23 protein-coding genes are annotated in these 25,640 nt (G+C 40.3%); 15 read left to right on the top strand and 8 right to left on the bottom strand.

What is annotated here, in order from left to right:
- The first annotated feature begins 35 nt into the window (after positions 1-35).
- The gene (locus tag WC743_RS11405; protein ID WP_373012110.1) at positions 36-524 is read left to right on the top strand and encodes a hypothetical protein; all 489 of its coding nucleotides are present in this window, start codon (positions 36-38) and stop codon (positions 522-524) included.
- 100 nt (positions 525-624) lie between these two features.
- Positions 625-1,278, top strand: a complete 654-nt coding sequence (locus WC743_RS11400; RefSeq protein WP_373012109.1) for a hypothetical protein — start codon at positions 625-627, stop codon at positions 1,276-1,278.
- Here WC743_RS11400 and WC743_RS11395 read toward each other — a convergent pair.
- Positions 1,275-1,934: a phosphatase PAP2 family protein gene (locus tag WC743_RS11395; RefSeq protein WP_373012108.1), complete on the bottom strand. Its 660-nt coding sequence runs from the start codon at positions 1,932-1,934 to the stop codon at positions 1,275-1,277. The genes WC743_RS11400 and WC743_RS11395 overlap by 4 nt on opposite strands.
- Positions 1,935-2,017: 83 nt before the next feature.
- Here WC743_RS11395 and WC743_RS11390 point away from each other — a divergent pair, with 83 nt between their 5' ends.
- Complete coding sequence (locus WC743_RS11390) at positions 2,018-3,736, top strand: amino acid permease (protein WP_373012107.1); 1,719 nt, start codon at positions 2,018-2,020, stop codon at positions 3,734-3,736.
- Between the two features lie 470 nt (positions 3,737-4,206).
- On the opposite strand, the gene WC743_RS11385 is transcribed toward WC743_RS11390, so the two are convergent.
- Positions 4,207-6,189: a KUP/HAK/KT family potassium transporter gene (locus tag WC743_RS11385; protein ID WP_373012106.1), complete on the bottom strand. Its 1,983-nt coding sequence runs from the start codon at positions 6,187-6,189 to the stop codon at positions 4,207-4,209.
- A 189-nt stretch (positions 6,190-6,378) separates the two neighbouring features.
- Between WC743_RS11385 and WC743_RS11380 the strand changes: the two genes are divergently transcribed.
- From WC743_RS11380 to WC743_RS11345, 8 genes are all read left to right on the top strand, one after another.
- A complete protein-coding gene (locus tag WC743_RS11380; protein ID WP_373012105.1) occupies positions 6,379-6,879 on the top strand; it encodes a T9SS type A sorting domain-containing protein in 501 nt (166 codons plus the stop codon).
- A 155-nt stretch (positions 6,880-7,034) separates the two neighbouring features.
- Complete coding sequence (locus WC743_RS11375) at positions 7,035-7,646, top strand: fumarylacetoacetate hydrolase family protein (RefSeq protein ID WP_373012104.1); 612 nt, start codon at positions 7,035-7,037, stop codon at positions 7,644-7,646.
- A 104-nt stretch (positions 7,647-7,750) separates the two neighbouring features.
- On the top strand, positions 7,751-9,517 hold the full coding sequence (locus WC743_RS11370) for a M23 family metallopeptidase (protein WP_373012103.1): 1,767 nt from the start codon (positions 7,751-7,753) through the stop codon (positions 9,515-9,517).
- Positions 9,518-9,521: 4 nt separating this feature from the next.
- Positions 9,522-9,983 (top strand): thioredoxin-dependent thiol peroxidase, encoded by a 462-nt coding sequence (bcp, locus tag WC743_RS11365; protein WP_373012102.1) that lies wholly within the window; start codon positions 9,522-9,524, stop codon positions 9,981-9,983.
- 66 nt (positions 9,984-10,049) lie between these two features.
- On the top strand, positions 10,050-10,604 hold the full coding sequence (locus tag WC743_RS11360) for an RNA polymerase sigma factor (protein WP_373012101.1): 555 nt from the start codon (positions 10,050-10,052) through the stop codon (positions 10,602-10,604).
- A 51-nt stretch (positions 10,605-10,655) separates the two neighbouring features.
- Positions 10,656-11,480 (top strand): hypothetical protein, encoded by an 825-nt coding sequence (locus WC743_RS11355; RefSeq protein ID WP_373012100.1) that lies wholly within the window; start codon positions 10,656-10,658, stop codon positions 11,478-11,480.
- A 12-nt stretch (positions 11,481-11,492) separates the two neighbouring features.
- On the top strand, positions 11,493-11,987 hold the full coding sequence (locus tag WC743_RS11350; RefSeq protein ID WP_373012099.1) for a hypothetical protein: 495 nt from the start codon (positions 11,493-11,495) through the stop codon (positions 11,985-11,987).
- Between the two features lie 131 nt (positions 11,988-12,118).
- Positions 12,119-13,312, top strand: a complete 1,194-nt coding sequence (locus WC743_RS11345; RefSeq protein WP_373012098.1) for an aspartate aminotransferase family protein — start codon at positions 12,119-12,121, stop codon at positions 13,310-13,312.
- A gap of 70 nt (positions 13,313-13,382) precedes the next feature.
- Here the strand turns inward: WC743_RS11345 and WC743_RS11340 are convergent, their stop codons facing one another.
- On the bottom strand, positions 13,383-13,514 hold the full coding sequence (locus WC743_RS11340; RefSeq protein WP_373012097.1) for a hypothetical protein: 132 nt from the start codon (positions 13,512-13,514) through the stop codon (positions 13,383-13,385).
- 34 nt (positions 13,515-13,548) lie between these two features.
- On the opposite strand from WC743_RS11340, the gene WC743_RS11335 reads away from it, so the two are divergent.
- The 4 genes from WC743_RS11335 to WC743_RS11320 all read left to right on the top strand — a co-directional run bounded on the left by WC743_RS11335 (position 13,549) and on the right by WC743_RS11320 (position 19,190).
- Positions 13,549-15,825, top strand: coding sequence for a glycosyltransferase (locus tag WC743_RS11335; RefSeq protein ID WP_373012096.1), 2,277 nt, complete (start codon positions 13,549-13,551; stop codon positions 15,823-15,825).
- A 1-nt stretch (position 15,826) separates the two neighbouring features.
- Positions 15,827-16,831, top strand: coding sequence for a glycosyltransferase family 4 protein (locus tag WC743_RS11330; RefSeq protein WP_373012095.1), 1,005 nt, complete (start codon positions 15,827-15,829; stop codon positions 16,829-16,831).
- A gap of 164 nt (positions 16,832-16,995) precedes the next feature.
- Positions 16,996-18,645: a hypothetical protein gene (locus WC743_RS11325; protein WP_373012094.1), complete on the top strand. Its 1,650-nt coding sequence runs from the start codon at positions 16,996-16,998 to the stop codon at positions 18,643-18,645.
- Positions 18,646-18,656: 11 nt separating this feature from the next.
- On the top strand, positions 18,657-19,190 hold the full coding sequence (locus WC743_RS11320) for a hypothetical protein (protein ID WP_373012093.1): 534 nt from the start codon (positions 18,657-18,659) through the stop codon (positions 19,188-19,190).
- A 215-nt stretch (positions 19,191-19,405) separates the two neighbouring features.
- Here the strand turns inward: WC743_RS11320 and WC743_RS11315 are convergent, their stop codons facing one another.
- From WC743_RS11315 to WC743_RS11295, 5 genes are all read right to left on the bottom strand, one after another.
- Positions 19,406-20,875: a glycoside hydrolase family 130 protein gene (locus WC743_RS11315; protein ID WP_373012092.1), complete on the bottom strand. Its 1,470-nt coding sequence runs from the start codon at positions 20,873-20,875 to the stop codon at positions 19,406-19,408.
- 181 nt (positions 20,876-21,056) lie between these two features.
- Positions 21,057-21,977 (bottom strand): DUF58 domain-containing protein, encoded by a 921-nt coding sequence (locus tag WC743_RS11310; protein ID WP_373012091.1) that lies wholly within the window; start codon positions 21,975-21,977, stop codon positions 21,057-21,059.
- 57 nt (positions 21,978-22,034) lie between these two features.
- Positions 22,035-22,751, bottom strand: coding sequence for a DUF2490 domain-containing protein (locus WC743_RS11305; RefSeq protein ID WP_373012090.1), 717 nt, complete (start codon positions 22,749-22,751; stop codon positions 22,035-22,037).
- A gap of 95 nt (positions 22,752-22,846) precedes the next feature.
- Positions 22,847-23,869 carry a hypothetical protein gene (locus WC743_RS11300; protein WP_373012089.1) on the bottom strand — a complete coding sequence of 341 codons (1,023 nt, stop codon included), beginning with the start codon at positions 23,867-23,869 and terminating at the stop codon, positions 22,847-22,849.
- A 12-nt stretch (positions 23,870-23,881) separates the two neighbouring features.
- Complete coding sequence (locus WC743_RS11295) at positions 23,882-25,603, bottom strand: ArnT family glycosyltransferase (RefSeq protein ID WP_373012088.1); 1,722 nt, start codon at positions 25,601-25,603, stop codon at positions 23,882-23,884.
- Positions 25,604-25,640: the final 37 nt, after the last annotated feature.

Here is a 25,640-nt window from a genome sequence, read left to right as displayed (position 1 = left end):
ATTGTGATTATACAAACAGCTTTGTATTTTGCAATATGAACCAGGCAGTTAACTTTTTTTGGACAATACTTTGCTTTGCGCCAATTATTGGTTTTTGGTTTACTGCAAATTCAATACTGTTATGTTTTATATTAATTGGTATAAGTGTTGCAAGCCAGGTATTCCCTGCCCGCCATCTGCAATTAAGTAACGATCCAAAATTTTACGAAGGCCTGGGTGTAAAGCAAATCCGCAAGTTTGTACAAAACGGCGAGCTCATCAACAAATTCATCCGGAAAAATAATCCTCAATATAAAGTCATAAAAGGCAAAACTAACGCCGTAAAGTATATGCAAACCATTGTAATGTATGAGCGGTTCCATTTAATATGCTTTATATTTTTTTTACTAACAGCTGTTTATGCAGTAATAGCGGCGCAATATGCTTTTGCCTTAATAATAATCATCGCCAATATCATTTATAATATTTGCCCTATTCTTTTGCAGCAATATAACAGGGCAAGGTTAGCTAAGCTTAGGCGATAATTATTTATCGTAAGGGCTAATAACGGTATGTATTATAATATCAAATTCATATTTCTAACGCTCTTTAAAACTTAAATCTGCTTTGTAGGTTTATCCATCTATGAAAAAGATACTTATTAGCCTTAGCTTGGTCTTATTTACAATAGCCGGCTTTGCTCAAAAATTAAAACCCGTTGTGGTGGATAGTCTGGTTACTGTTTCATTACCTCAAAAATATGTCAGGAAAGATACTTTAGGCCAAACAACATATTCAGGCAATAGCCAATATGGTTATATGGTGGTAATACGTGCACCCAATGCTGTTGGCAACCAGCCACTTGACAAAGAACGCGACCTGAATAAGGTATTAAAAGATTATATTGATGGCATTAAAGGCCAGGCATCTGGCAGCGCACAATACGTGCGTGATACTACTATAGGCCGTTTAAAGGCAAAAACATTTACCCTGTCAATAAATGAAGGTGCCGGTGTTAAACTGCGTAATTTTATTATTATATATACCAAGGAAGTAACCTACACTTTTGAATATTTTTACGAAGAAGCAAGACAGGACGTGATAAAAGATGAGTATAAAGCATTTTCGAGTTCTATCAAACTAGCTCCTGAATTAACGCGTACCGATCAATACTTAAGTAACGAAAAAGGAATTTCGCCGAATGCTAAACTTGGCATTTACGGTGGCGGAGCGCTCATTGTGATAATAATAATTGTTGTTTTGGTGCGAAGGAAAAAGAAACACCAGGAGCACCATTAATCTTTTTTAAGCAGTCCCCGGCACCACCGGGGGCTGTTAATAAATTTGCGGCGGTCAATCCAGCTTAACCATAAAATGGTTACCATCACCCCAATTACCGAGCCTGCCAGCACATCTTCAAAAAAATGCTGACTCAAATACATGCGTGAGTAGCCAACCAATATGGCCACCCCAAGTAACAGTATTCCCCACATTTTATTTTTAACCAGGTAAGTGACCACTACACCTGCAGAAAATGCTGTAACCGAATGGCCCGAGGGGAAACTATGCACGCTTAGTATATACAGATCTTTTACAAAATGTACCTTATCCAACTGGTTACTAAAATATACTTTAGGCCGGGGCATATCAAAGCTATATTTTAATATCTGCGCTGTTAATGATGTTATAGCATAGCTGGTTATCATTAAAAAGGCATAGCGGTAGCTAAACAAGGCTAATATTGCCGAAAGGACTATAACGGTAATACCATCACCAATATCAGTGATGAAAGGTGCGCAGTAATCGGCCCAGTTACTGTATACGCCGTTCACCGCAAAGTAGATCTCTGATCGGGTAAAGAGCAGTTTAACCACCAAACAGGCACATAAAACCACAATATAAGGGATCAGAAAATATCTTACCCTGTACAAAACATCCTTTGCGCCTTTATTCATGTGGCACAAAGTAAAGCATATACTTTTTCAATGCAAAAAAATGGTTATGTTTGGTTTGTTAAGTGATAAACTGATCTAATTAAATGTCTAAAAGTATATTTCGCAGAAAGTCTGTAGATAAAATATTGGCCGATGTAGCCAATGGATTTAGCGATAGTGAACATCCCGGCACCGTATCGCAACTTGAAAAAGCATTAAACGTAAAAGACCTCACCCTTATGGGCATTGCTGCCGTGGTTGGTGCAGGCATATTTTCTACAATAGGCGAAGCCTCCTTTAACGGCGGGCCAGGTGTTACCTTACTATTTATTTTAACAGCTATTACCTGCGGATTTTCGGCATTATGCTATGCTGAATTTGCATCGCGCATACCGGTAGCAGGCAGTGCCTACACCTATGCCTATGCATCTTTTGGCGAATTGATAGCCTGGATAATTGGCTGGGATTTGCTGATGGAATACGCCATAGGCAATATTGCCGTGGCCATATCATGGAGCGAATATTTTGTAAACCTGCTTGAAGGTTTCAGTATACACATGCCTACTTACCTTACTATGGACTACTTCTCGGCCTTTACAGCGCATGAGAAGGTTCAACAGCTTATTGCAAGTGGCCATTTAGCAGATATTACTGACAGGATGAAGATAGCCGCAAGCGCATGGGCAACAGCACCAGGCACAGGCGACATTAAATTTATTGCTAATTTACCTGCACTGGGCATTGTATTTATCATCACTTATCTGGTTTACATAGGTATCCGCGAAACTAAAAAGGCTACCAATGCAATGGTTTACCTAAAAATTGTAATTGTTATAGCGGTTATTGTTATAGGCTTTTTTTATGTTACTCCGGCCAACTGGCACCCATTTTTGCCAAACGGTTTTAGCGGTGTAATGAAGGGGGTATCGGGGGTGTTTTTTGCCTACATTGGTTTTGATGCCATATCAACCACGGCCGAGGAATGCCAAAACCCGCAGCGCGACCTGCCACGGGGCATGATCTATTCATTAATTATTTGTACTGTATTATATATCCTTATTGCCCTGGTATTAACCGGGATGGTAAATTATAAAGACCTGCAGGTAGGCGACCCGTTAGCTTTTGTATTTGCCAAGGTTGGTTTAAAAAACATCAGTTATGTGATATCTATAAGTGCGGTAGTAGCTACTGCCAGCGTATTACTGATCTTCCAGTTGGGCCAGCCCCGTATTTGGATGAGCATGAGCCGTGATGGTTTATTGCCTAAAGCATTCTCACGCATACACCCTAAATTTAAAACTCCATCATTTGCAACAGTAGTTACCGGCTTTGTGGTAGCTATACCGGCCCTGTTTTTAAACCTTACCGAGGTAACCAATTTAACCAGTATAGGTACCTTGTTCGCATTTGTATTGGTTTGCGGCGGTGTGCTTTTATTACCACGCGAAGCAGCAGTGAAAGGCAAGTTCCATCTGCCTTACATCAATTCACAGTTTATTGTGCCGGTGTTATTTATAGTTGGCGTAGTGTTTTTTAATGGCCGGATCTTGAATTTATTTTCTGGCGAAAACCTGCACGAAAAGTTCCCTTACTTCCTGTTTATATTATTATCTGCAACATTAGCTGTGCTGGCATTTGTTAAGAAGCTATCATTAATACCTGTGTTAGGCCTTGTAAGCTGCTTTTACCTTATGGCCGAACTGGAATACCAAAGCTGGATAAGGTTTCTGGCCTGGCTTATTATTGGCCTTGTAATTTACTTTTCTTATGGCTATAAGCACAGCGTAATGGGCAAAGGTGAAAATGCCGGGCTAGAACGGTAGTATTGGTTTGTTACCAACAATATCTTAAATCAAAATATTCCAATGCCGGTGTCTGCACCGGCATTTTTTGTTTTCATAGAAATTTACCCGCCCTTATCGGTTAACGACTATAGAACAACTAAGTCGGGCAACCGGAGGCCTTATAATAGTGGTCACTCGGCTCCAGACCACAAGTGTTCGGAAGGTTTGATTTACGTCAAGACTCCTTCCTTGGGGAAGGGTGCGGCTGCCTGTGAAGTGGCGGGTAGGGGTTATTTACGCCAATACCTATCTCATAAACCCCTCCCTGCACCCTCCCGTTGGGAGGGAATTGCACATATTCACCGCTTTTTCGTCTTCTGAACACTTGTGAGCTTCATCTGGGCGACGGCAGGTGGTAATTTATCATTATCATCAGCTATAATAATCTCGCATCCATCGCAATAAGAGGTTAAAAAAAGGCCTGAACTTTTCGGTTCAGGCCTTTGATATTATATTTGGTTGTTTGATACGCTTACCCGCTGTATATCTACCGTATCTGGCGAGGTGAGCATGAGCGGCACTTTTTCAACCGTCACAAAACTAAGGTCGAGGCCAAAGTTGCGCTCTTCTGATAAACTTATCTTCTTTAACTGCGTATATACGTACATCACAAAACGTTCATATAAAGACAGGTTGTGTGAACGGGATAGTACTTTCTCTATCACTACAAACCTAAAGTCGCCAACAATTTTATGCTTGTTTAATGATTTATACTTGCTGGTAATATCAATCTCCCCATTCTTAACCAGGTCTTCAACTACTTTTCTAAACAGCAGGTTTATTTGCTGCTCCACCCGGAAACCTAATTTAAAATCGATCCTTATCAATTTACCGGGCACTAGAAAGTCAACCTCGTATTCGCGTTTATAAGGCTCATCCACTACATCAACATGCACCAGCCAATATACATCGGCGCGTTTAGGCTGTTTCTGTAATATGGAGTAAATTATCTTTGATTCTATCTCTGAGTTGAAATTAGCACTTGTTAAGTATACCAGTTGTGACGCATATTTAGGTACGCCTTCATCCTCGCTCATTTCTTTGATGATGTTAAAATAATCATCAATCTCAATGAATTTAACATAACGGTTCTTGATCTTACGGGCGGTGTGCCATGACCACATAACAATGAACAGCACCAGGCCAATTGATAAAGTGAACCAGCCGCCATGTACAAATTTCACCAGGTTACCCAATAAAAAGGTACCCTCAATAAATAGGTACACTATCAAAAACGTCCCTATAATGTATGTGGGTAGCTTTTTACGCTGCAGGAATTTTGATACCAGTATAGTTGTCATTAACATGGCAACCGTTATACTCAAACCATATGCGGCTTCCATTTTGGCCGAATGCTTAAATAATAGTACCACTCCAATACAGCCGGCACATAACAGCCAGTTAACGCTTGATACGTATAACTGTCCCTTTTGCTCAGACGGATAATTGATCTTTACTTTAGGCCAAAGGTTTAATCTAACAGCCTCGGCAATTAGTGTGAATGAGCCTGATATAAGGGCCTGGCTTGCAATAACCGCAGCTATTGTAGCTATGCCTATACCAAAAATCAGGAACCATTCAGGCATTATCTTATAAAAAGGATTATTTATGCTAAGGTCAATCACCTTTCCTTCGCGCTGTAAAAGCCAAACTGCCTGCCCAAGGTAATTTAAAACCAGGCAGGTTTTCACATATATCCAGCTGATGCGGATGTTGTTACGGCCGCAATGGCCCAAATCAGAATATAAAGCTTCGGCCCCTGTTGTACATAAAAATACTGCGCCTAAAATAATAAAGGCATCATAAGTACTTGAGGTAAGCAGTTGATAGGCATAGTAAGGGTTCAGAGCTTTTAATATAACCGGCATTTGTACAATGTATGATATGCCAAGCACCCCCATCATTGTAAACCATATGAACATTATAGGCCCAAAAGCTTTACCCACCAACGATGTACCAAACTGCTGAATAATGAACAAACAGGCTATAATTGCTATAACTATTTGCATGGTTGGTAATTTCGGGTAATAGACCTGCAACCCTTCAATTGCAGATGATATGGTAATTGGCGGGGTAATGATACCATCGGCAAGTAAGGCGCAGCCGCCTATTACAGCTGGTATTATTAACCATTTTGCTTTACGCCTAACCAACGAGAACAACGAAAAAATACCACCTTCACCCTTGTTATCTGCACGCAAGGTAATTACTACATATTTTAAAGTAGTTTGCAGGGTAAGGGTCCAGAAGATGAGGGAAACACCTCCCAGTACCAGCGTTTGTGAAATTTGCTGTGAAAGATTTGAATGTTCTAAACCAATTATGGCTTTAAAAACATATAAGGGTGATGTACCTATATCACCGTAGATTATTCCTAAACTAATAAGCAGCCCTGCGGCTGATAGTTTCTGCAGATCTTTATGATTTGACACTATATTTTAAAAAGGATACAAAACTATTAAAAAAATCCATTACAACTTAAACTATTAATAATCGTATAAGTCATACTAATAGCTAACTAATAAAAACGTATTTTGTTAAAAATTGTTAAAAGTATTTAATAATTAGCAAGATTATGGATTGCTGATGAGTTTATTTATACTTTTGTATATATAATTGATATGGGTAGAAGATTTACTAACTTAAATTCGTGGTTTACCATAATTGCTTTGGCAGTGGCGGTAAACGTTGCGCTTGCAAGAGGAGTTAGTGCCCAAAAAACGGATACTTCATACTTAAGACTTTTAAGAAGCAAGCCTAAGCAATCATTATTTAAAAATAATTTACACTTAGCTTTACCCCCTTTAAAACCGGCCGTAATATCAACCACAAAAATTAATATTCCGCGTGCTGATGATAAGCTGTTAACTAACGTTCAGGTGTTTCCTAACCCCGTTACCGATCAAATTAATGTTAAATATAATGTTGCACGCAATGCATTTGTTAACGTAAAAATAATGGATGTATTAGGTAATGATGTGGTTACCCTGTTTTCGCAAAGAGTTGAGAATGGCGACCAAAGTATCAGCTATAACATCAATAATAAACTAACCCGTGGTTTTTATTTTGTAAGAATTATTGTTGGTACCGAGTCTATTAACAAAAGGATATCTGTACTGTAACCTTTTAACTCCATAAAAGAGGGCTGAATTTATTTTCTAAGACGCTAAGCTCTTCTTCTTATTTTCTCTTAATTCCTCTATTATTCTCTATTATTTCGGCATTTAACTCCTTACATTTTAGGATTTAGCGTTTAGAGTTTATAATTTCGGCATCTATGAAGATAATAGCAATTGGCCGCAATTATGCCGAGCATGCCAAAGAATTAAATAACCCGGTACCCAGCGTTCCTGTAATTTTCATGAAACCTGATACCGCCCTGCTTAAAGACAATAAACCTTTTTATCATCCAGAGTTTTCGCAGGATGTTCATCACGAAATTGAGATAGTATTAAAGGTGAGTAAAGAGGGTAAGCACATCAGCGAAAAATTCGCAGCTAACTACTTTGAGGAAGTTGCTTTAGGGATTGATTTTACCGCCCGCGATATTCAAACCAAACATAAAGAAAAAGGACTACCCTGGGAACTGGCAAAGGCATTTGACAGCTCTGCCCCGGTGAGCAACTTTGTACCAAAAGCGCAATTTGCCAATATATATAATATCAACTTTAAGCTTAATGTTAACGGAGAGACAAAGCAACAGGGCAATACCAAAGACCTGCTGTTTTCGTTTGAGCGTATAATTGCCTTTGTATCGCAATATGTTACTTTAAAAAAAGGCGACCTTATTTTTACCGGCACCCCACAGGGAGTTGCCAAAGTAAACATAGGCGACAGGCTGGAAGGTTTTTTGGAAGAAGAGAAACTCCTTGATTTTTACGTAAAATAAATCTGGCCACATAAATCTCGTAAAGCGCTAAGCTTTTGTTTGTTAGTGTCTTTACGAGAAATATTAACTATCAACCTTAGTTAATTTCTAAAATAAATAAGAGCATGTCAATCCGAACGGGAAACAAAAAGAGATCATATCATATATCAAAAACTAATTATACAGCGCTTGCAATAACAACCATTCTTTTTCTTTTTGGATTAACCGGCGGTTTAAAGGCTCAGGAACCTATCCAAAGCAAACAATATCCAAAAAACTATTTCCGTTACCCGCTTGATCTGCCACCCATCACAGCTGGTTCATTTGGAGAATTAAGGCCCGGCCATTTCCACTCCGGGCTCGATTTTAAAACTAACCACCGTACGGGTTACCCGGTACATGCCGTTTTTGATGGCTATGTATCGCGCTTGCGTATCCAGTTCGGCGGCTTTGGCCATGCATTATATATTACCCACCCTAATGGCTATACTTCTGTTTATGGCCACATAGCCAGTTTTAGTCCCGAGGTTGCCAAATACATTCGTGATTATCAGTATAAAAATCAAACTTTTGAGGCTGATATTCCTGTTCCACCCGGCTTATTCCATGTTTGTAAAGATGATGTAGTGGCCGTATCAGGTAATGAGGGTGCTTCCGCAGGCCCGCATTTGCATTTTGAGCTTAGGGATACCGTAACCGAAGAAACCATTAACCCCCAATTGTTCGGCCTTACAATTCCTGATAAAATACCACCGTCTATTACCAGCATTGGCATTTATCATTTAAACGGCAATCCTTTCAGCGAGAAAACACCACGAACATTCTTAGCTGTCACCGGCGCTGCCGGCCATTACCGTTTGCTTAAACCACAGGTACTTAACCTAAGCGGTAATATTGGTTTTGGTATTGGGGCTACCGATATGAACAGCGCATCAATGAACCGAAATGGTATTTATTCATTGGAATTAAAACTGGATGGCAGAACCGTATACACCTTTGCTGTTGAACGCTTTGCTTTTGACCAAACACGTGCTATAAACGCTTATATAGATTACCCTGCCTTTTTAACCTCAAGGCGCTGGATGCAAAAGTGTTTTATATTGCCGGGCAGCCGCATTTCGTTGTATCCGCAGTCTATTAATCATGGTATTATAGCTTTTAATGACGATGCCGAGCACGAGGTGGAGTACGTGGTAAAAGATGTTGCTGGTAATACATCGTCGTTAACGCTTAAGGTAAAATCTTCGCCGGGCAATATGATCCCTGATAAGCCCGTGGGCAAACTAATGCATTTCGATCAGAAGAGTGAGTTTAGTAATGATAAGGTTAAAGTAACCATAATGCCAGGTAATTTATATGATGACCTTGATTTTATTTATTCGGCACAGCCTGTAAAACCCGGTGCATTTTCTTTAACTCACCGCATTCACAACCGCCTTACCCCAATACATGATGGTTATGACCTATGGATAAAACCCGATATTAACCTGGGCGCGTATGCTGATAAAGCCGTTATTATAAATGCGGCTTCGGGCAGCATTGGCGGCATGTATGAGGATGGATACGTGAAAGCAGTTGCACGTACTTTTGGCGATTATTATATAAAAATAGACACTGTGCCACCTGTTATTAAACCGCTCAACATTGTCAACGGCAAAAATATGCGATTGGCAAAGGCCATTAATTTCAGGATAGGTGATAACCTGTCTGGTGTAAAAAGTTATGCAGGAAAAATAGATGGCAAATGGGTGTTGATGGAGTGGAGCTATAAAACAAAAGTATTAAGTTATACCTTTAATGCCGATATTGCACCCGGTAAACATAATTTTGAACTGGTGGTGATTGATAGTAAAAATAATACATCAACCTATACTGCAGAATTTAACAGGTAAAAAAATGGCAACTCTTAAACAAGGCGATAAGGCTCCAAATTTTACAGCGAATGACCAGAACGGTGAAGCTGTATCATTAGCCAATTTTAAAGGCAAAAACGTGATCCTTTACTTTTACCCAAAAGATGACACCCCGGGCTGCACTGCCGAATCTTGCGATTTCAGGGATAATTATCAATCACTGGTAGGCAAGGGTTTCGAGGTAATAGGCGTGAGTGTTGATGATGAAAAATCGCACAAAAAATTCGAGACCAAATACAAACTACCCTTTACACTTATAGCCGATACTGATCATAGCATTGTTGAGGCTTATGGCGTTTGGGTTGAAAAAAACATGTACGGTAAAAAGTATATGGGTACTGCCCGCACAACTTTTATAATTAATGCCGATGGCGTAATTGATAAAATTATTGATAAGGTGGATACAAAAGCATCGTCACAACAGGTTTTAGATCTGATTGGATAATTGTCATTCAAACATATCTAAAACAAAAACGCGATATATTTATTTAAGAAGAATAAATTTTAATAGATGTCCATTCAGGTAGAAGACGAAGAGATACTAAGCAAATTTCGGGAAGATACGACTCGAAATGAGGCATTTAACTTGTTGCTAAAAAAGTATCAGCAAAAAATATACTGGCATGTGCGCCGCATGGTTATTGATCATGACGATGCCGATGACCTGGTTCAGGATGTATTTATTAAAGTATGGAAAAACCTGCCCGGTTTTCGTAACGATGCCCAGTTATACACCTGGATGTACCGCATTGCTACAAACGAATGCATCACTTTTCTGAATAAGAAAAAGCAGAAAAACAACATTTCGCTTGATGATGTAGATTATGAATTAGCCGATACCCTTTCAAGCTCAGACCAGTTTAGCGGCGACCAGATCCAAAAGAAGCTGCAGCAGGCCATACTTACACTGCCCGATAAACAGCGCCTTGTTTTTAACATGAAGTATTTTGATGATATGAAATACGAAGAAATGAGCGATGTACTGGGCACCAGCGTTGGCGCTTTAAAAGCATCATTTCACCTGGCCGTGAAAAAAATTGAGGCGTTTATATTATCAACTGATTAATTTTTAAATTAGCATTAAACCTTTGGCAATTTTATTCATCTATAAGAGAGTATGAAAAGCGATATGGAGCATAACGAATGGGCTGACGAAGAAATGTCACTTAAACAGGTTAATAAAAACAACCCGTTTACAGTGCCTGTTGGCTATTTTGAAGAAGCCGGCCAGCGCATTTTATCCCTTGTTAAATTAGAAGAATTAAAAACGGCCAATCCGGCACAGGGCTTTACTGTCCCTGAAAATTATTTTGATACCCTTAATGCAAATATTCAAAGCAGGATCAACATTGAGAGCGCCGTTGATAAGGAGCAGGCTGGGTTTACCGTCCCTGCCAATTATTTTGAGCAACTTACCAATAATATTCAAAGCCGTATAAATGTAGAGGCGGCAGTTAATAGCGAAAGTACAGGTTTTACCGTTCCGGAGAATTATTTTAACAACCTGGAGCAGCAAATAAGCAGCAGGATAGCTGTTGAAAAAATTTTGGAAATAAACACAGGTGAATTTACAGTTCCTGCTAACTATTTTGAAGAGCTTAATAAAAATATATTAAATAGAACTATTAACCAGGATGTAGTTGTGCGCAAAACTATTGTGCGCAAGTTGTTTGCATCAAATACATTTAAATATGCCACTGCTGCATGCCTTGCCCTTATAGTTGGTGCGGGTGTGTTTTTAAGAGAGGCGGCGGCCCCTGTTACACATACAAGTACTTATTTGCATACACAGCTATCGGATATCCCGGTTGATGAAATAAAGAATTACCTTGAGCTGCACATTGATGCAACTGATACACATGGTATGATGGAAAATGATAAAGATATTAATACACAAGCCCTGGATGCCGATCTGCAGGATTATATCGATATCAATAATTAATAATACTTGTTCATGAATAAACTGCTCAGATATCTGTTTTTTGTACTAATTATCATTGGCTCTGGTAACGACGATGTTTTTGCGCAAGGAGATAATATGCGCAGTAATTTTCGCCGTACACCTGCGCCCAATGCTAATTTAAGGGTCGCCAAGCGTAATCCTAAGCTTGATGCCGCCCGCAACAGATTTATTGCTCAGCAGTTGGCGCTTACGAATGAGGAATCGCGTAAGTTTTGGCCATTATACAACCAGTACCAGCAGGAACTAACCGCCGTACGGATCTTAAAACGCTTAAACAATTCCAGTTCGCAAGCCAACGGTACCGAGCAAATTGATAAAGATCTCTCCTACGATAGCCAGATGGTAGCTATCAGAAAACATTATCGGGATGAGTTTTTAAAAATACTGCCTGCCGAAAAAGTAAGTGAGCTTTATAAAAGCGAACGTGAATTTACCGACGAGCTGATCAAACAACTTAGCGAACGCAGCATCAGGGCAGGGAACTAACAATTAGTGATTTTTTGAATTAATGATTTAGTGAGTACGAATTATATTCTTATTCATTGCAACATTGATTATTTTTATTCGCTAATCCACTCAATCACTAATTCACTAATTCAAAATTCACCACTTACCAAATGCTCACCCTGCGCCAGCTTTTTCTTAACAACAACGCACAAACAACCAATTTCCCTTTGCTGCTTGAATTTGAACGGGCCGGCGGCGTGTACATGTATGATAGCGAAGGCAAACGTTATATTGACCTGATATCCGGCATTGGGGTAAGCAATTTAGGGCATGGCAACCCAAAAGTAATTAGTGCTATAAAAGATCAGGTTGATAAGTACATGCACCTGATGGTATATGGCGAGTATGTGCAAACCCCGCAAGTACGCTTTGCCGGGAAACTCATTTCTATCCTGCCGGATAACTTACAATCTGTTTATTTTACCAACTCGGGTGCCGAGGCTGTTGAGGGTGCTTTAAAGCTGGCCAAACGCTTTACCGGGCGGCAGCAGATAGTTGCGTTCCATAACTCCTATCATGGCAGCACGCACGGTGCTTTGAGCGTTATGGGCAATGAGGACTTTAAACAGGCTTATCGCCCTTTGTTACCCGGTGTAAATTTTATAAGCCTTAACAATTATGATGACCTGCAACTGATCACGGATAAAACGGCATGTGTTATCATCGAGACCGTACAGGGAGAAGCAGGGATACGTGTTCCGGATGTTGCTTATATGCAGGCCTTACGCAACCGCTGCACCGAAACGGGAACCTTACTGATACTTGACGAGATACAGGCCGCATTTGGCCGTACGGGTAAACTATTCGCTTTTGAGCATTTTGATATTGTGCCTGATATTTTGTTGCTGGCCAAGGCACTTGGCGGCGGCATGCCTGTGGGGGCTTTTATAGCTTCAACGGCTATCATGTCGGCTTTAAAAGAAAACCCTATCCTGGGGCACATTACTACCTTTGGCGGCCATCCGGTTTGTTGTGCGGCCGGCCTTGCAGCTTTAGAAGTTTTACTGAACGAACAGCTGGTAGAAAAAGTAGCGGCAAAAGAAACACTTATCAGGCAGCACCTCATCCATCCTGCCATTAAAGAGATCCGGGGCAAAGGTTTAATGCTGGCATTGGAGTTTGAAAGCTTCGATCTTAACAAAAAAATAATTGATACCTGTATAGCCAATGGTGTAATTACCGATTGGTTCCTGCATTGCAGCAATGCTATGCGTTTAGCTCCCCCGCTTATTATTACCAATGAGGAAATTATATCTGCCTGCCGCGTAATAACAGAGGCTATTGAAACCAACACTTCTTTTTAGCGGAAACAACATCTCCCACGTTTCATTTGCGTAATTCTTGTGTAATAAGTTCCTTACACGCTTACAAAAGTTAATTGGTATAGTTTATGCATATAGTACGTACCTGCATCTTAACATGTCTTTTAAACCTGTAAATATCATTTAACAGGTCAATACTGCATAGTTTTAAAGTCATGTTAAGATGCTGATACGTAATTATCATACGTTATAATATTAATAACAGTTTGCACTCAAACATGAAAATAGCTTATATTTCAACTTACCCTCCCCGCGAATGCGGAATCGCTACATTTAATACCAACCTTAAACTTGCTATTGACGCCAATTTTCCCAACAGAAAGAACCTGCTCGATGGTGGTTTTGTGGTGGCATTAAATGATTCTGAAAATATGCAGGAGTATGAGTACCCTGCGGATGTTAAGTATGTTATTCGCCAAAACCATCAAAAAGATTATATACATGCTGCAAATTATATTAATACCAGCAATGTAGACGCTTGTATTTTGGAGCATGAATTTGGAATTTTTGGCGGCGAAAGCGGCATTTATATTTTACCGCTCATTAATAGGTTAGAGAAACCTTTAATATCTATTTTACATACCATTTTAAAAGACCCAAGCTACGTACAGCGCATTATTATACGCGAAATTGCCGAACAATCATCAAAAATAATAGTGATGAGCAAGCGGGCAGTTGATTTTTTAACCAGCATTTACGATGTCCCTGCCGAAAAGATACAGATCATAGAACATGGCGTACCCGATTTAGAAGCACCAGAAGTTAACCCGGTTAAAAGCTTAAGCCAATTCAAAAACCACCGGGTACTATTAACCTTCGGGTTGCTAAGCCGTAACAAAGGATTAGAAACCGTTATTATGGCACTGCCTAAGATTGTTGCGAAGCACCCGGATGTAATGTATGTTGTATTGGGCAACACCCATCCCGGTGTTATTAAAAGTTCAGGTGAAGAATACCGCGATCATTTAAAGAGCCTGGCCGCACAGCTAAAGGTTTCGCAGCATTTATCGTTCATTAATCAGTTTGTAGCCGAGAATGAATTGATAGACTACCTTACTGCAACTGAAATTTACGTAACCCCTTATTTAAATGAGGCGCAAATAACCAGTGGTACATTATCATACGCCATTGGTGCAGGTGCTGCTGTAGTTTCAACCCCATACTGGCATGCTACCGAACTATTAGACAATGGCCGCGGCCGTTTATTCGATTTTAAAGATTCTGATGGCCTTGCTGATATTGTAAACGACCTGTTAGATAATGAAGCTGTGCTTGATGAGTTAAAAGAGAACGCATATGAATACGGCCTGCATTTGCGCTGGCCGGTTATTGGCGCCGAATATATTAAAGTAGCGCAGGAAGCCACTGACAGCCACGATTTTAGCGATAAGATATTAAAGAACAGCATTGTTGACCCGGAGATACTGCCAAAATTCAGCCTTACACACGTTCTGCGTTTAACAGATGATACCGGGATTGTTCAGCATGCTAAATATGGTATACCAAACTTAAAAGAGGGCTATTGCCTTGATGATAATGCCCGCGCGCTAATTATGGCTTTAATGGCCTACCAGCGTAATAAAAGCGAAGATGCATTCAGGTTATTGCCCATATACTTAAGCTATATCCACTATATGCAAACGGAGGATGGCAACTTCCGTAACTTTTTAAGCTTTAGCAGGCAATACCTGGATGAAGTAGGTTCTGAAGATTCTTTTGGTCGTACCATTTGGTCGTTAGGACATTTGATAAGCTGCGCGGCAAGCAATTCGTACCGGGAATTTGCTTTAGAGATCTTCCACAAATCTGTAAAACATTTTAAAGCGCTTAAATACCTTAGGGGAGTTGGTAATACCATAATTGGCGTAAGCCTGTATCTCCAGGTTTTCCCCACTGATGAAGGAATGGTGCAGGAACTGGTAATGTTAACCCAGCCGCTTATTGATGCATATGAAAACAACCAATCTGAAGATTGGCAATGGTTTGAGGATAAAATGACCTATGATAATGCCATACTACCGTTAGCCTTGTTGCACTCCTGCGAAATTACCGGCAATGAAAGAGCCAAGGAGATCGCTTTAAACACAATGGCTTTCCTGGATAAGCTCACTTTATCTAATGGATATTTAAGTCCGGTTGGTAATGATGGCTGGTATCATCGCGGTGGTAAATACCCGGTATATGATCAGCAGGCAATAGAGACAATGGCCATGGTGCTGATGCATTATCAAGCATACCAGATCTTCCGCAAGCCACAGTATATTGAGAAAATGTTCCTGAGCTATAAATGGTTCCTGGGCGAAAATACACTGCGTGCACCATTGTATGATCACGAAACCAAGGGTTGCTGTGACGGGTTGCTGCCAACAGGCATTAACCGTAACCAGGGTGCCGAAAGTACGCTGGCCTATCTCATATCACACTTAACTGTTTTAAAAGCATTTGAGCTGGAATACGAGTACAACAAAATGGATCAACAGATAAAATTGTGCTAAGATGAGGGCAGCCATATTAGCACCCGTTGCCTGGCGCACACCGCCCAGGCATTACGGCCCGTGGGAACAGGTATCATCAAACATTGCAGAAGGCCTGATTAAACTGGGGGTTGATGTTACCCTATTTGCCACCGGCGATTCCATTACCGCAGGTGCTTTAAAGTTTATATGTAAACAAGGTTACGAAGAAGACCGCAGCCAGGACGCGAAAGTACTGGAGTGCCTGCACATCAGTAACCTGATGGAACAGGCGGGCGATTTTGACATTATCCATAATAACTTCGATTTTTTACCGCTTACTTATACCGGGCTCATAAAAACGCCGATGATAACTACAATTCATGGTTTCTCATCGCCAAGGATCATACCTGTTTACAAAAAGTACAATTCACGCGGGCATTATGTATCCATCAGTAATGCCGACCGCAGTCCGGAGTTAGATTATATGGCGACGGTTTACAATGGGCTGGATACCAATGATTTTACCTTCACCGAAACACCTGACGATTACCTGGTTTATTTTGGCCGTATCCACCATGATAAAGGCCCGGCCGAAGCCATTGAGATAGCTAAAAAAAGCAAACGAAAATTATTAATAGCCGGTATCATCCAGGATGAAAATTACTGGAAAGAAAAGGTTGAACCCTTTTTAGATGACCAGATCCAATACATTGGCCATGCCGGACCAGAAAAACGCAACGACCTTTTAGGTAATGCCACTGCATTGCTGCACCCCATCAATTTTAACGAGCCATTTGGCATGAGCGTAGCCGAATCTATGCTTTGCGGTACACCTGTTATCGCCTTTAACAGAGGTTCGATGCCTGAGCTAATTAAGCAGGAGAAAACCGGCTTTTTAGTGAACACGGTTGATGAAGCTGTTGATGCTATTGATCAGCTTAAAAGCATAAACCGGAAAGATTGCTTTGAATGGGCAAACTCACAATTCTCCAAAGAAAAAATGGCAGCCGATTACTTTGAATTGTATAAGCGGATATTGGGTTAGGCAGTTACTGCTTATTCCCTTCAGATGACATACATACGTATAACTACCTATTTTTAAAAACAGGTAGTTATACGTATGGTTCTGCATATGGTATTGTTGTATATTGCGCCGTGGTTAAACATTGTAAAAAAGTTTAACTGCAACCTCAACCACCACAATCTACAATGAAAATTAAGTTGCCTCAACTATCAAAAGTAAATTTACGTTCTGTATTACTTTTATTTCTTTCTGCATTAATAATTTATAGCTGCAAAAAAGAACTTGCTCAATCAATTGTACAACCGGGAGAAAACGACCCTGTTTTATCTGAAGCGAAAAACTGGTTTGAAGCCACTTATCCTGTAACCGCATTAACCAACAACACAATTAAACCTGCTTCAACCGGTAATAAAAGAAAGTGGAGTGATGGTGTTGGGCCCGATTGGAGTAAAGCTGCCATATATAAAAAGAACAAAGAATCTATTATTGAAATGCCTTTAGCAAATTCAATAATAGCTTTTGTAGTAAATGTTATTGATACAACAAAAATTAACCTGGCAAGCAATTACACCAAAACATCTTACGTAGTATCTAAAGATAGTACCGGAAAATTCCGCTCCTGGTTTATGGTGATAATAGCAGACACTAACTATGTAAATGGCAATTTTTCTAAAGTAGCCATCAATACCTATAAAAATAAAGATCCAAATTTTAGTGGCAGGCTGCTTTATTTTACCCCTAAAGGAGAGTTTTTAGCCGGATGGAGATATAACAAAGGTGTAATTACAAAAACAATATCCATTAATAAGGAAACAACAATTGGTATACAATCAGTAAATACCCCAAAAGTAAACCTTGTAGATATAAACTGTTATTCTTACCCTATTACAGCTGTAACCGTTCAATGTGTAACGGCCGGAGAAGGTGCAAACGCGAGTACTACCTGTACTTACAGTTATAGTGTAAGCTACACAATTGAGTGTATCGCCACAGGTGGCGGCGGTACCGGTAGTGGTGGTAGTGGTGGTGGCGGCGGAGAAACTTTCCCCCCACCTCCACCACCGCCAGATTGCCCACCTTTAACTGTAGAATCTGTTAATGGTAAACAAATTAATTTGTTGCCCGGCGATGGTGGCGGAGGCGGTGGCACCAGCCCTTGTGCCGTTCCGGCACCGCCAGAAGATCCTTGCGCTAAAATGAAACGGCGAAAGCAAGAATTTGCAGATGCTAATAACCAAACAAAAAATGCCGATGTATTAGCTAAACCAGGTACAAACGAATGGGGATCAGATATAAAGTTAAATTCCCCATCATTGTCAAGCAATTCTAAATCCACATCAATCTCAGGAGGAGGATCTGATTCCTGGCAGCCAAATTTCACATGGAACGATATCGATGGTTACGCTATAGGCTCAGTCCATCGTCACCAGGCTGCCGGCCCATCTCCTGATGATGTGTTTAAGCTAGTAAGTAATTTGAATAATTCAGATTTTATTTCAGCAAGCGCATCCAGTAAAAGCTTTTATCTGAACAATGCATATTCAACTATAGTTTCGGGCACTGCCACATATGTGGTAACCGTTAGTAATTGGGGAATATTAGGCCAAATGCATGATCAATTTAACAATGATAAAGATGCTTACGACAATACATTTTTGGCAGAAGTTGCTCGATATATGGATAATGGTTTAAGCGAAAGTTCAGCAAGCATCCAAGCGTTTGAGGATATCTTTGAAGGAGCTGTTACTTTATACCAAGCACCGGCTGGATCTACAGGTTTTGCTATAGTTGGCGTTGATGCCAACGGAAATATTATTGTCATTAATTGTCCATAATTAATTAAAAAATGAAAAAAACATTTGTATTATTCGCGTTATTTATAATTAGTGCTATCAACTGCGATGCGCAGCTAATTCATACCCGTGATTTCGTGAAAATTGCCTTGCCAGATGGCGTTTATAAACTATCTAAACAGCAAGTTGAGGCGATACCACAATTTAAAGTAACAAACCGGCCTCTTAAATATACAGGCCCCCCGGACGTTTACAAAACAGAAAACATTTCAATCGGGCTATTTATTGTAAATACTGACGCTATGAATAACGATTTCCCAAGGAAAAAGAATTTCTTGGATGAGCTTTATTCATTACTTAAACGGCATGGAAATAACAGCTATACTTCAAGCATTAAGAACATGGGTAAAAATCAGGTACTAATTATTAATTATAAGATTAATGATAAAGGCTACTACCGTTTTTACTATCAGAATGAGTCAAAGACACTTACACAGGCGGGTGAAATGGAATATAATATTGCAGACCGATCAAAAGCTGAAGCACTATTAAATGATGTTTTAAATAATATCCGGTTTACAAAATAGTTGCTTACCGGGCCTTCTTTAATTTAGATGGCCCGGTAATTAATTATTAATTAGCCCGAAGTCGGTGTTATCACCAACCTTTGCATGCAAATAGTAGTGCTGTGATAACACTGACTACAGGCTGCATTTGTAATCGATAAGAATTTTATAAAACGACTTTTTTGAAAAAAATATTTTTAATATCCGCCCTGATCACGCTGCTCCAAAACAATAAATTAATCTATCCCGTCTTCTTTAAACTTGGCTAAAAGCTCATCCAGGTCAACTTCGGCAAATGCGGTTGATGAATCTGATACTCCGTAAGGAATAATAAGCTTATTGTTATGCACAATAGATCCGCAGGAATATAATACGTTTGGCACGTAGCCCTCGCGTTCATCGCTGTTAGGGATCAATAGCGGCTCTTTAAGGCGGCCAATCTCTATAGCAGGGTCATCAAGCTTTAGCAGACTTGCACCCAGCACATAACGGCGCATTGGGCCTACACCGTGGGTAATCACTATCCAGCCATCCTTAGTTTCAATTGGCGAACCGCAGTTACCTATCTGTACAAATTCCCAGGTAAACTTTGGCTGTTGTAACAGTTCGGGTTTTTCCCAGATATTTATTTTATCAGAGTACATAATGTAGTTATTGCACCCGTCAATACGGGATATCATCACATACTTACCATTTATTTTACGCGGGAACAGCGCCAGGTTCTTGTTCTGCGCCCCTGCCCCGTATAAAGGCATTATTTTAAAGTTGTAAAAATCGTTAGTCTGCAACAGCTTGGGCATTATTAATGAGCCATCGTAAGCTGTATAGGTAGCGTAGTAAACCGAGCTGCCATCGTCATTAACAAACTGTACAAAACGGGCATCCTCAATACCCTTGCGCTCGTATTCAGATATAGGGAAAATAACCCTGTCAGATATATCGGTATCCAGTGAAAACACAATTTCGTAGTATGAATCGGCCAGCCAAAGTACCTTATCGTACTCCAGCTTTTTCATATCGCTTTCCTGCAGCTTTTGCGAATCAAGAATAATGCGGCGCAGGTTTGAGTACTCAAAATGATGATCAAGCTTCGCTTCCAGTTCGCTTAATACATCAATATTGATCTGGGTGATAGCTGCCTTATCAAAAAACAGTTTTTTATTGTAAACCGCGTTGCGTACAATCTCGGCCTCATCAATATAATTACCGGCAGGCAGTACAGTAATGTTATTAAATTTATCAATTAAAGCCCTGCGAAAGGTAATAGATGAAATGTGCCCTTCGCCCACTGCGCGGAAACTGATAACCACACGCCTTTGTCCTTCTTCCAGTTCGGTTTGGTCAGGATCTTCAATTATTGAGGGGTTAAAGAACGCGGCCGACTCAATAGAGTACTCATGTGTAAAGTAGGAGCCTATAAGCAGCTTACGATTAACTGTAAGGGTGTCAAAATCAATTTCAAGTTCGGCAAATAAGGGTTTTAGCTTGCTGCAATGACGGTTTAAAACCCGGGTTATATTACGGTGACGCTTAGAATATTCCTGCAATAACGGCGATACAATGCCAAATGCAGTCTCTTCGCTTATACTCATTACACGTTGTAAAACCTCCTTGGCGCGCTCATTTCCGTTGAAAAAAAATCTTGCAATAACACGTTTAGGATCTGGATTTACTCTTATGGGTTTTCTTTCAATGGAAAGTCTCATACTGTATAAAATACGTTTAATTCATTAACACCATTATAGGTGAATTGATTTTTATTATTTAATAAACCTTTTGCAAGGTATAATTAGTTGTCGTTATGTCTTTAAGAAATCAGCTTTACAGTTGACCTCTTAAAATTGCTGTTTAATATTGATCTGGTATAAACAAAATTAATACGGATGCTTAGATCATCCTGTTTCGTTTTATAAGATATTCCCTTAAAATTTCATTGTAGCCCTGGTTAATATCAGCATCAATAATATCAATATGATATTGGGCGCATTTAAGTTCCAACTGGTGGCGATATTCCTGTAATGATGCACGGTAACTATCTCTTATTTTATTGGGATGTACCCTCACCTGCTCACCGGTTTCCATATCAACAAAATGGTGCGGGCGGTTATCAAAGTTAAAATCGAGTTCCTGTTGTTTACTGGTGACATTAAAAATTACTACCTCATGTTTTTTATATTTCAAGTGCTGTATGGCAGCAAATAAAGCCTGCATTTTATCGGCATTTAAACTATTCTCCAGCATATCACTAAATATGATCACCATCGATCGCTGATGGATCTCGCCGGCTATGTGGTGCAATACCTGCGATATATTTGTCCCCGTATTTTCTTTCGGGTTGTTATACATTTTTTCCAGCTCGGCATACAGGTAAAATAAATGGGCCGATGTAGAGCGGGCAGGGCTCATCCAGTCCATTTTATCAGAGAACAGGCATAACCCAAATGCATCCCGCTGTTTTTTGAAAAGATACATTAAGGATGCAATGGCATAAACCGAAAATTGCAGCTTGTTCATCCCCGTTTCGGGAAAGTTCATGGATGACGAGGTATCCAGCAGCAGATAACAGCGCAGGTTAGTTTCCTCCTCAAACTGTTTTACAAAAAGTTTATCGGTACGGGCCAGCAGTTTCCAGTCGATATTCTTAACCGATTCGCCATTGTTATACAACCTGTGCTCGGCAAACTCTACCGAAAACCCATGAAACGGACTTTGATGCAGACCGGTTATAAACCCCTCCACCACTTGCCGCGCAAGCAGTTCTAAACTGGCCAGTTGCCTTATATGCTGATCATTACTGAGTGTGGGCATAATGCCAAGTTAATAAAAATCTTTAACGCTTATTTATCGTGCTTATTTCGATGATTTTTAAAACCTGGTATAAAAAGCTAATTGTAAAATATGGTTTATGGTATAAGCTTCGGCCTGTTTGGTATACTGGTTCATATAGCCCAGGTCAACATCAATTTCCTTGCGGATACGGTAACCAAAAGCTACATAAGCCCGGTTCTGATCAAAGAAATGCTTATTCACCTTGTCCTTATTCTGGACATTTACAAACACCTCGTTCTGCAAGGCAATGAAAGGGCCCTGGGTAAAAGTAGAATCATGCTTAAAGGGGAGCACAGCCCGTGCAAAGTACCGTAAACGCTGCGAAAAGTAATGATTGTTTAGGTTGGTGGTATTGCCTAAAAAACGCTGTTCTAACCTAAAACGGTGTTGTAATGTGCTGATCTTACCAATTTTAGTATTGATGATCAATTGCTCCCAGATACGGCTTTCGGGGCGGAAAGTTTTTTCACCGGTGGCGGTACGGCCGTTGGTAGTGACGTATGCATAGCCCAAAGCCGCCATTTTATTTTTGTCGAAATAATAATTGATGGACGGGCGCAGCAAGATATTTCGCAGATAATCGAAATGGTTTGCCGACCGGAATTGCCCGTCGAAAGATGCCCCCCAGTGCTTAGAGAACCGCTGCGTATGAAATACGGCTGTCCATCCAGAAAATTGATTTTCCTGCGCTAATAGTTTGCAGGGTGCTAAAAAAGCAATAAATAGCAGTAATGATAGTACTTTGTTTTTCATAAAAAGTAAACGGGTGAAAAAGAAATAAAACTCCAGGCCGTATTGCATGGGGGCAGATATTGCAACGGCGAAGGCGCTAAATTAAAAGTTTTATCTTAATCTTTAAACTTTGCTAACCGTTTACGGCCAATATCATAGGTAAGCCTGAATGCTTCCTGGTTACTGCTAAAGCCCGGTGTTTGATGCAGGCTTAATACAAACTGACCCCGCAGGCCTTTATATAGGAATGGCGTATATATGATATCCAGGCGGTTGTAAGTTTTTTTCTGATAATAGGCATCACCAAAAGTAACGTTGTGTCCCTGGCCTTTGTAAAACTCATCAAATAACGCAAATCGTTTGTAGCTTAAAAACGCGCTGGCAACAAAGCCAGTTGGTTTCTGGAAACCATCGATACCGCGGGTACGCTCTAATGACAGCATCCCGCCAGCTTCAAAGCTTAAGGAGTCCAGCACTGTTTTGTGGCTCAAATCCACGCCTAACCTTACCTGTGCGGCACCGTTATCCTGTATGTGATCATTAGGGATGGCTATACCCGGACCAGCATCATGCAGCAAAAAGAAATAATGCGACAGGTAAAAAGGCCCTTTCAATGATGGCTTATACTTACCCGAGAAACCGAAAAGAAATTGTTCACGGTCGGTATTGGTTTGGCGGCTTACCCAGTCAATCCAAATCGTTTCAGAAACGTGGTCGCTATGAAATTTGGTTAGCAAACCTTCCACGTTTGGCCGGTAGTAACGCAGTGTATCGTTCAGCATGGCACGCGGATAATCAGTAAGCAAACCTTCGCGCGGGAACTCACCTGCATTAAAAAGCCATTTTTTGCCTGTAAAACTATAGTACGCCACTGGGTTCACTTTACCAAAAAACGGATTAGCGCCAAACTCATGCAAAGCATTCACACCTACAATAAAATGGTGTACGCTATCAAGGTTCAACCCCACATCAAGCGCCAAACGGGTGCCCGAATAGGTGCGTGAACGTAACACAAACTCCTTGTATTCCCGGTTATCAAAAAAACCCATTCCGTTAAAATGGACGTCGACGGTTTGCGCGCTAACTGAACCTGCGGTTAATACTGAAACTATTATAACGAAGTAAATTTTTTTGATCATGCTTATAAATTCTTATTCAACAATAAATTTTATCAGCCTGCTATTCTTACTCCCCGAAAATGGTTCGGTACGTAATGAGAAGAACAGGCTGTAGATTCCTTTTTTTGCCGGAGCGGTTAATGTGAACTTATATCCGGTACTTTTACCCTTTTCTAAAGTGATAGCATTAAAAGTACTATCGGCCTTTTGTACATCAATCAGTTGTGTATCGCTAAAAAAACAACCTTCTAATACCACCGGATGCGTGTAACCCTGGTTGGTAAAATTAACAGCAATTGGGTAAGGGTTGGTTATGTTAAGGTCAAATTGTACTTTTTGCCCAGGTTTAGCCTTAATATTATAACTTTTGGTATCGATAGCTATCTTTTGATAGGTACGAACATCATTGATCCAGCCGCTGTACCAGGTGCCTGCTTCGCATTTAATACTATCAGTTGTAATGCCTTCAAGCTTAAATCTTAACAGATAATAAACCCTTTTGTGCTGCAGGCTATCCTCCATTGGCCAAATATCAAACATGGTACGCCCGTAAAACCTGGAATCGTACGCAAAACCTTTTAATGTACGGTTGTAATAATCGTATTTAGATGGATTTTGAAAACCTTCTTCCATCACTACAAAAGCATCTCCGGCTTTTTGATGTACCAGGTTAGCCCATTCACGAAAACCGAAATAACTTTTTAATGCCTCTACTTTTTTTACAAAAGGCAAGGCGCTCATAAGCGCTACCCTGATAAACAAAATAACTATGATGTTTATAACAGCCAGCCGGTATAGCCATACCGGGTAAGTGTTTTTTTGTTTTAGGCCGATAAGTACCAGGCAAAGTAATGGTGCGAAAGCAATAAGCGTATAATGCGGCTGCACATTTACCTTTAAGGTATTCAGTAAGAAAAACCCAAATGTACCTATGGCATTAACTAAAAGCGTGCGGGTAAAAATATCGGTTATTTTGGTGGTAAAGCCACGATAAAACAGGTACCAGCTAATTAATACGCCGCCTAAAGCCAATTGCCCTCCCAGATACACGTAGCTAAAAGAAAGATCATAGCCACCACTGGCCGAGCGTTCAAACAACTGGTAATTTACCGCCGGGAAATCGCGGTGCATTTGCCATAGAATGTGGGGGATGTATAAAACAACCCCGGTTATTATGGCCAAATAAAATGATTTGCGGGTGAAAAGCTTCGGGTTTGATAGCACCGTAAAGCCTATCAACAAAACGCCGTGGTACTTACTATAAAGCAAACACGCTGTAATTATACCAATGATAAAGGCGGTAAGCCAGGTATCCTTATCTAAATATCGCTGATAAAAATAATAGAACAGCACCGCGAAAAAGAACAACGGCGCATCTGGCGTACTTGTAAAGCCATAAACATGGAACACCAATACCCCCGAAACCAGTAATATAAACCACTTTGCACTAACCGCGTATTTCTTTACAATAAGCCAAAGCAGATAAATAGCCAGGCTGTTGCTCAACACGGTCATCAGCCGCAGGCCCAATTCATTATGTAGTAAGCTGTCTCCTATTTTGATGAAGATGGCAACCATGGGCGGGTGGTAGAAATACCCCCAGTCCAGCTTTTGTGAGAACAGCCAGTAATACGCCTCATCAGCATGCAGCTCTAAAGTATAGGCCTGTATAGCGTTTAACACCGTCCAACATAAAATGAAATACCATATAGGTTTATCAGACTGAACAGAATTGCTCACAGTATTCTCCGGCATTTAAGATGATGTATAAGCTGCAAAGTTAAAATAAAAG

It is taken from the genome of Mucilaginibacter sp. (assembly GCF_041660805.1).
Lineage (GTDB): Bacteria > Bacteroidota > Bacteroidia > Sphingobacteriales > Sphingobacteriaceae > Mucilaginibacter.
This window is presented reverse-complemented; position numbering and strand designations above follow the sequence as displayed.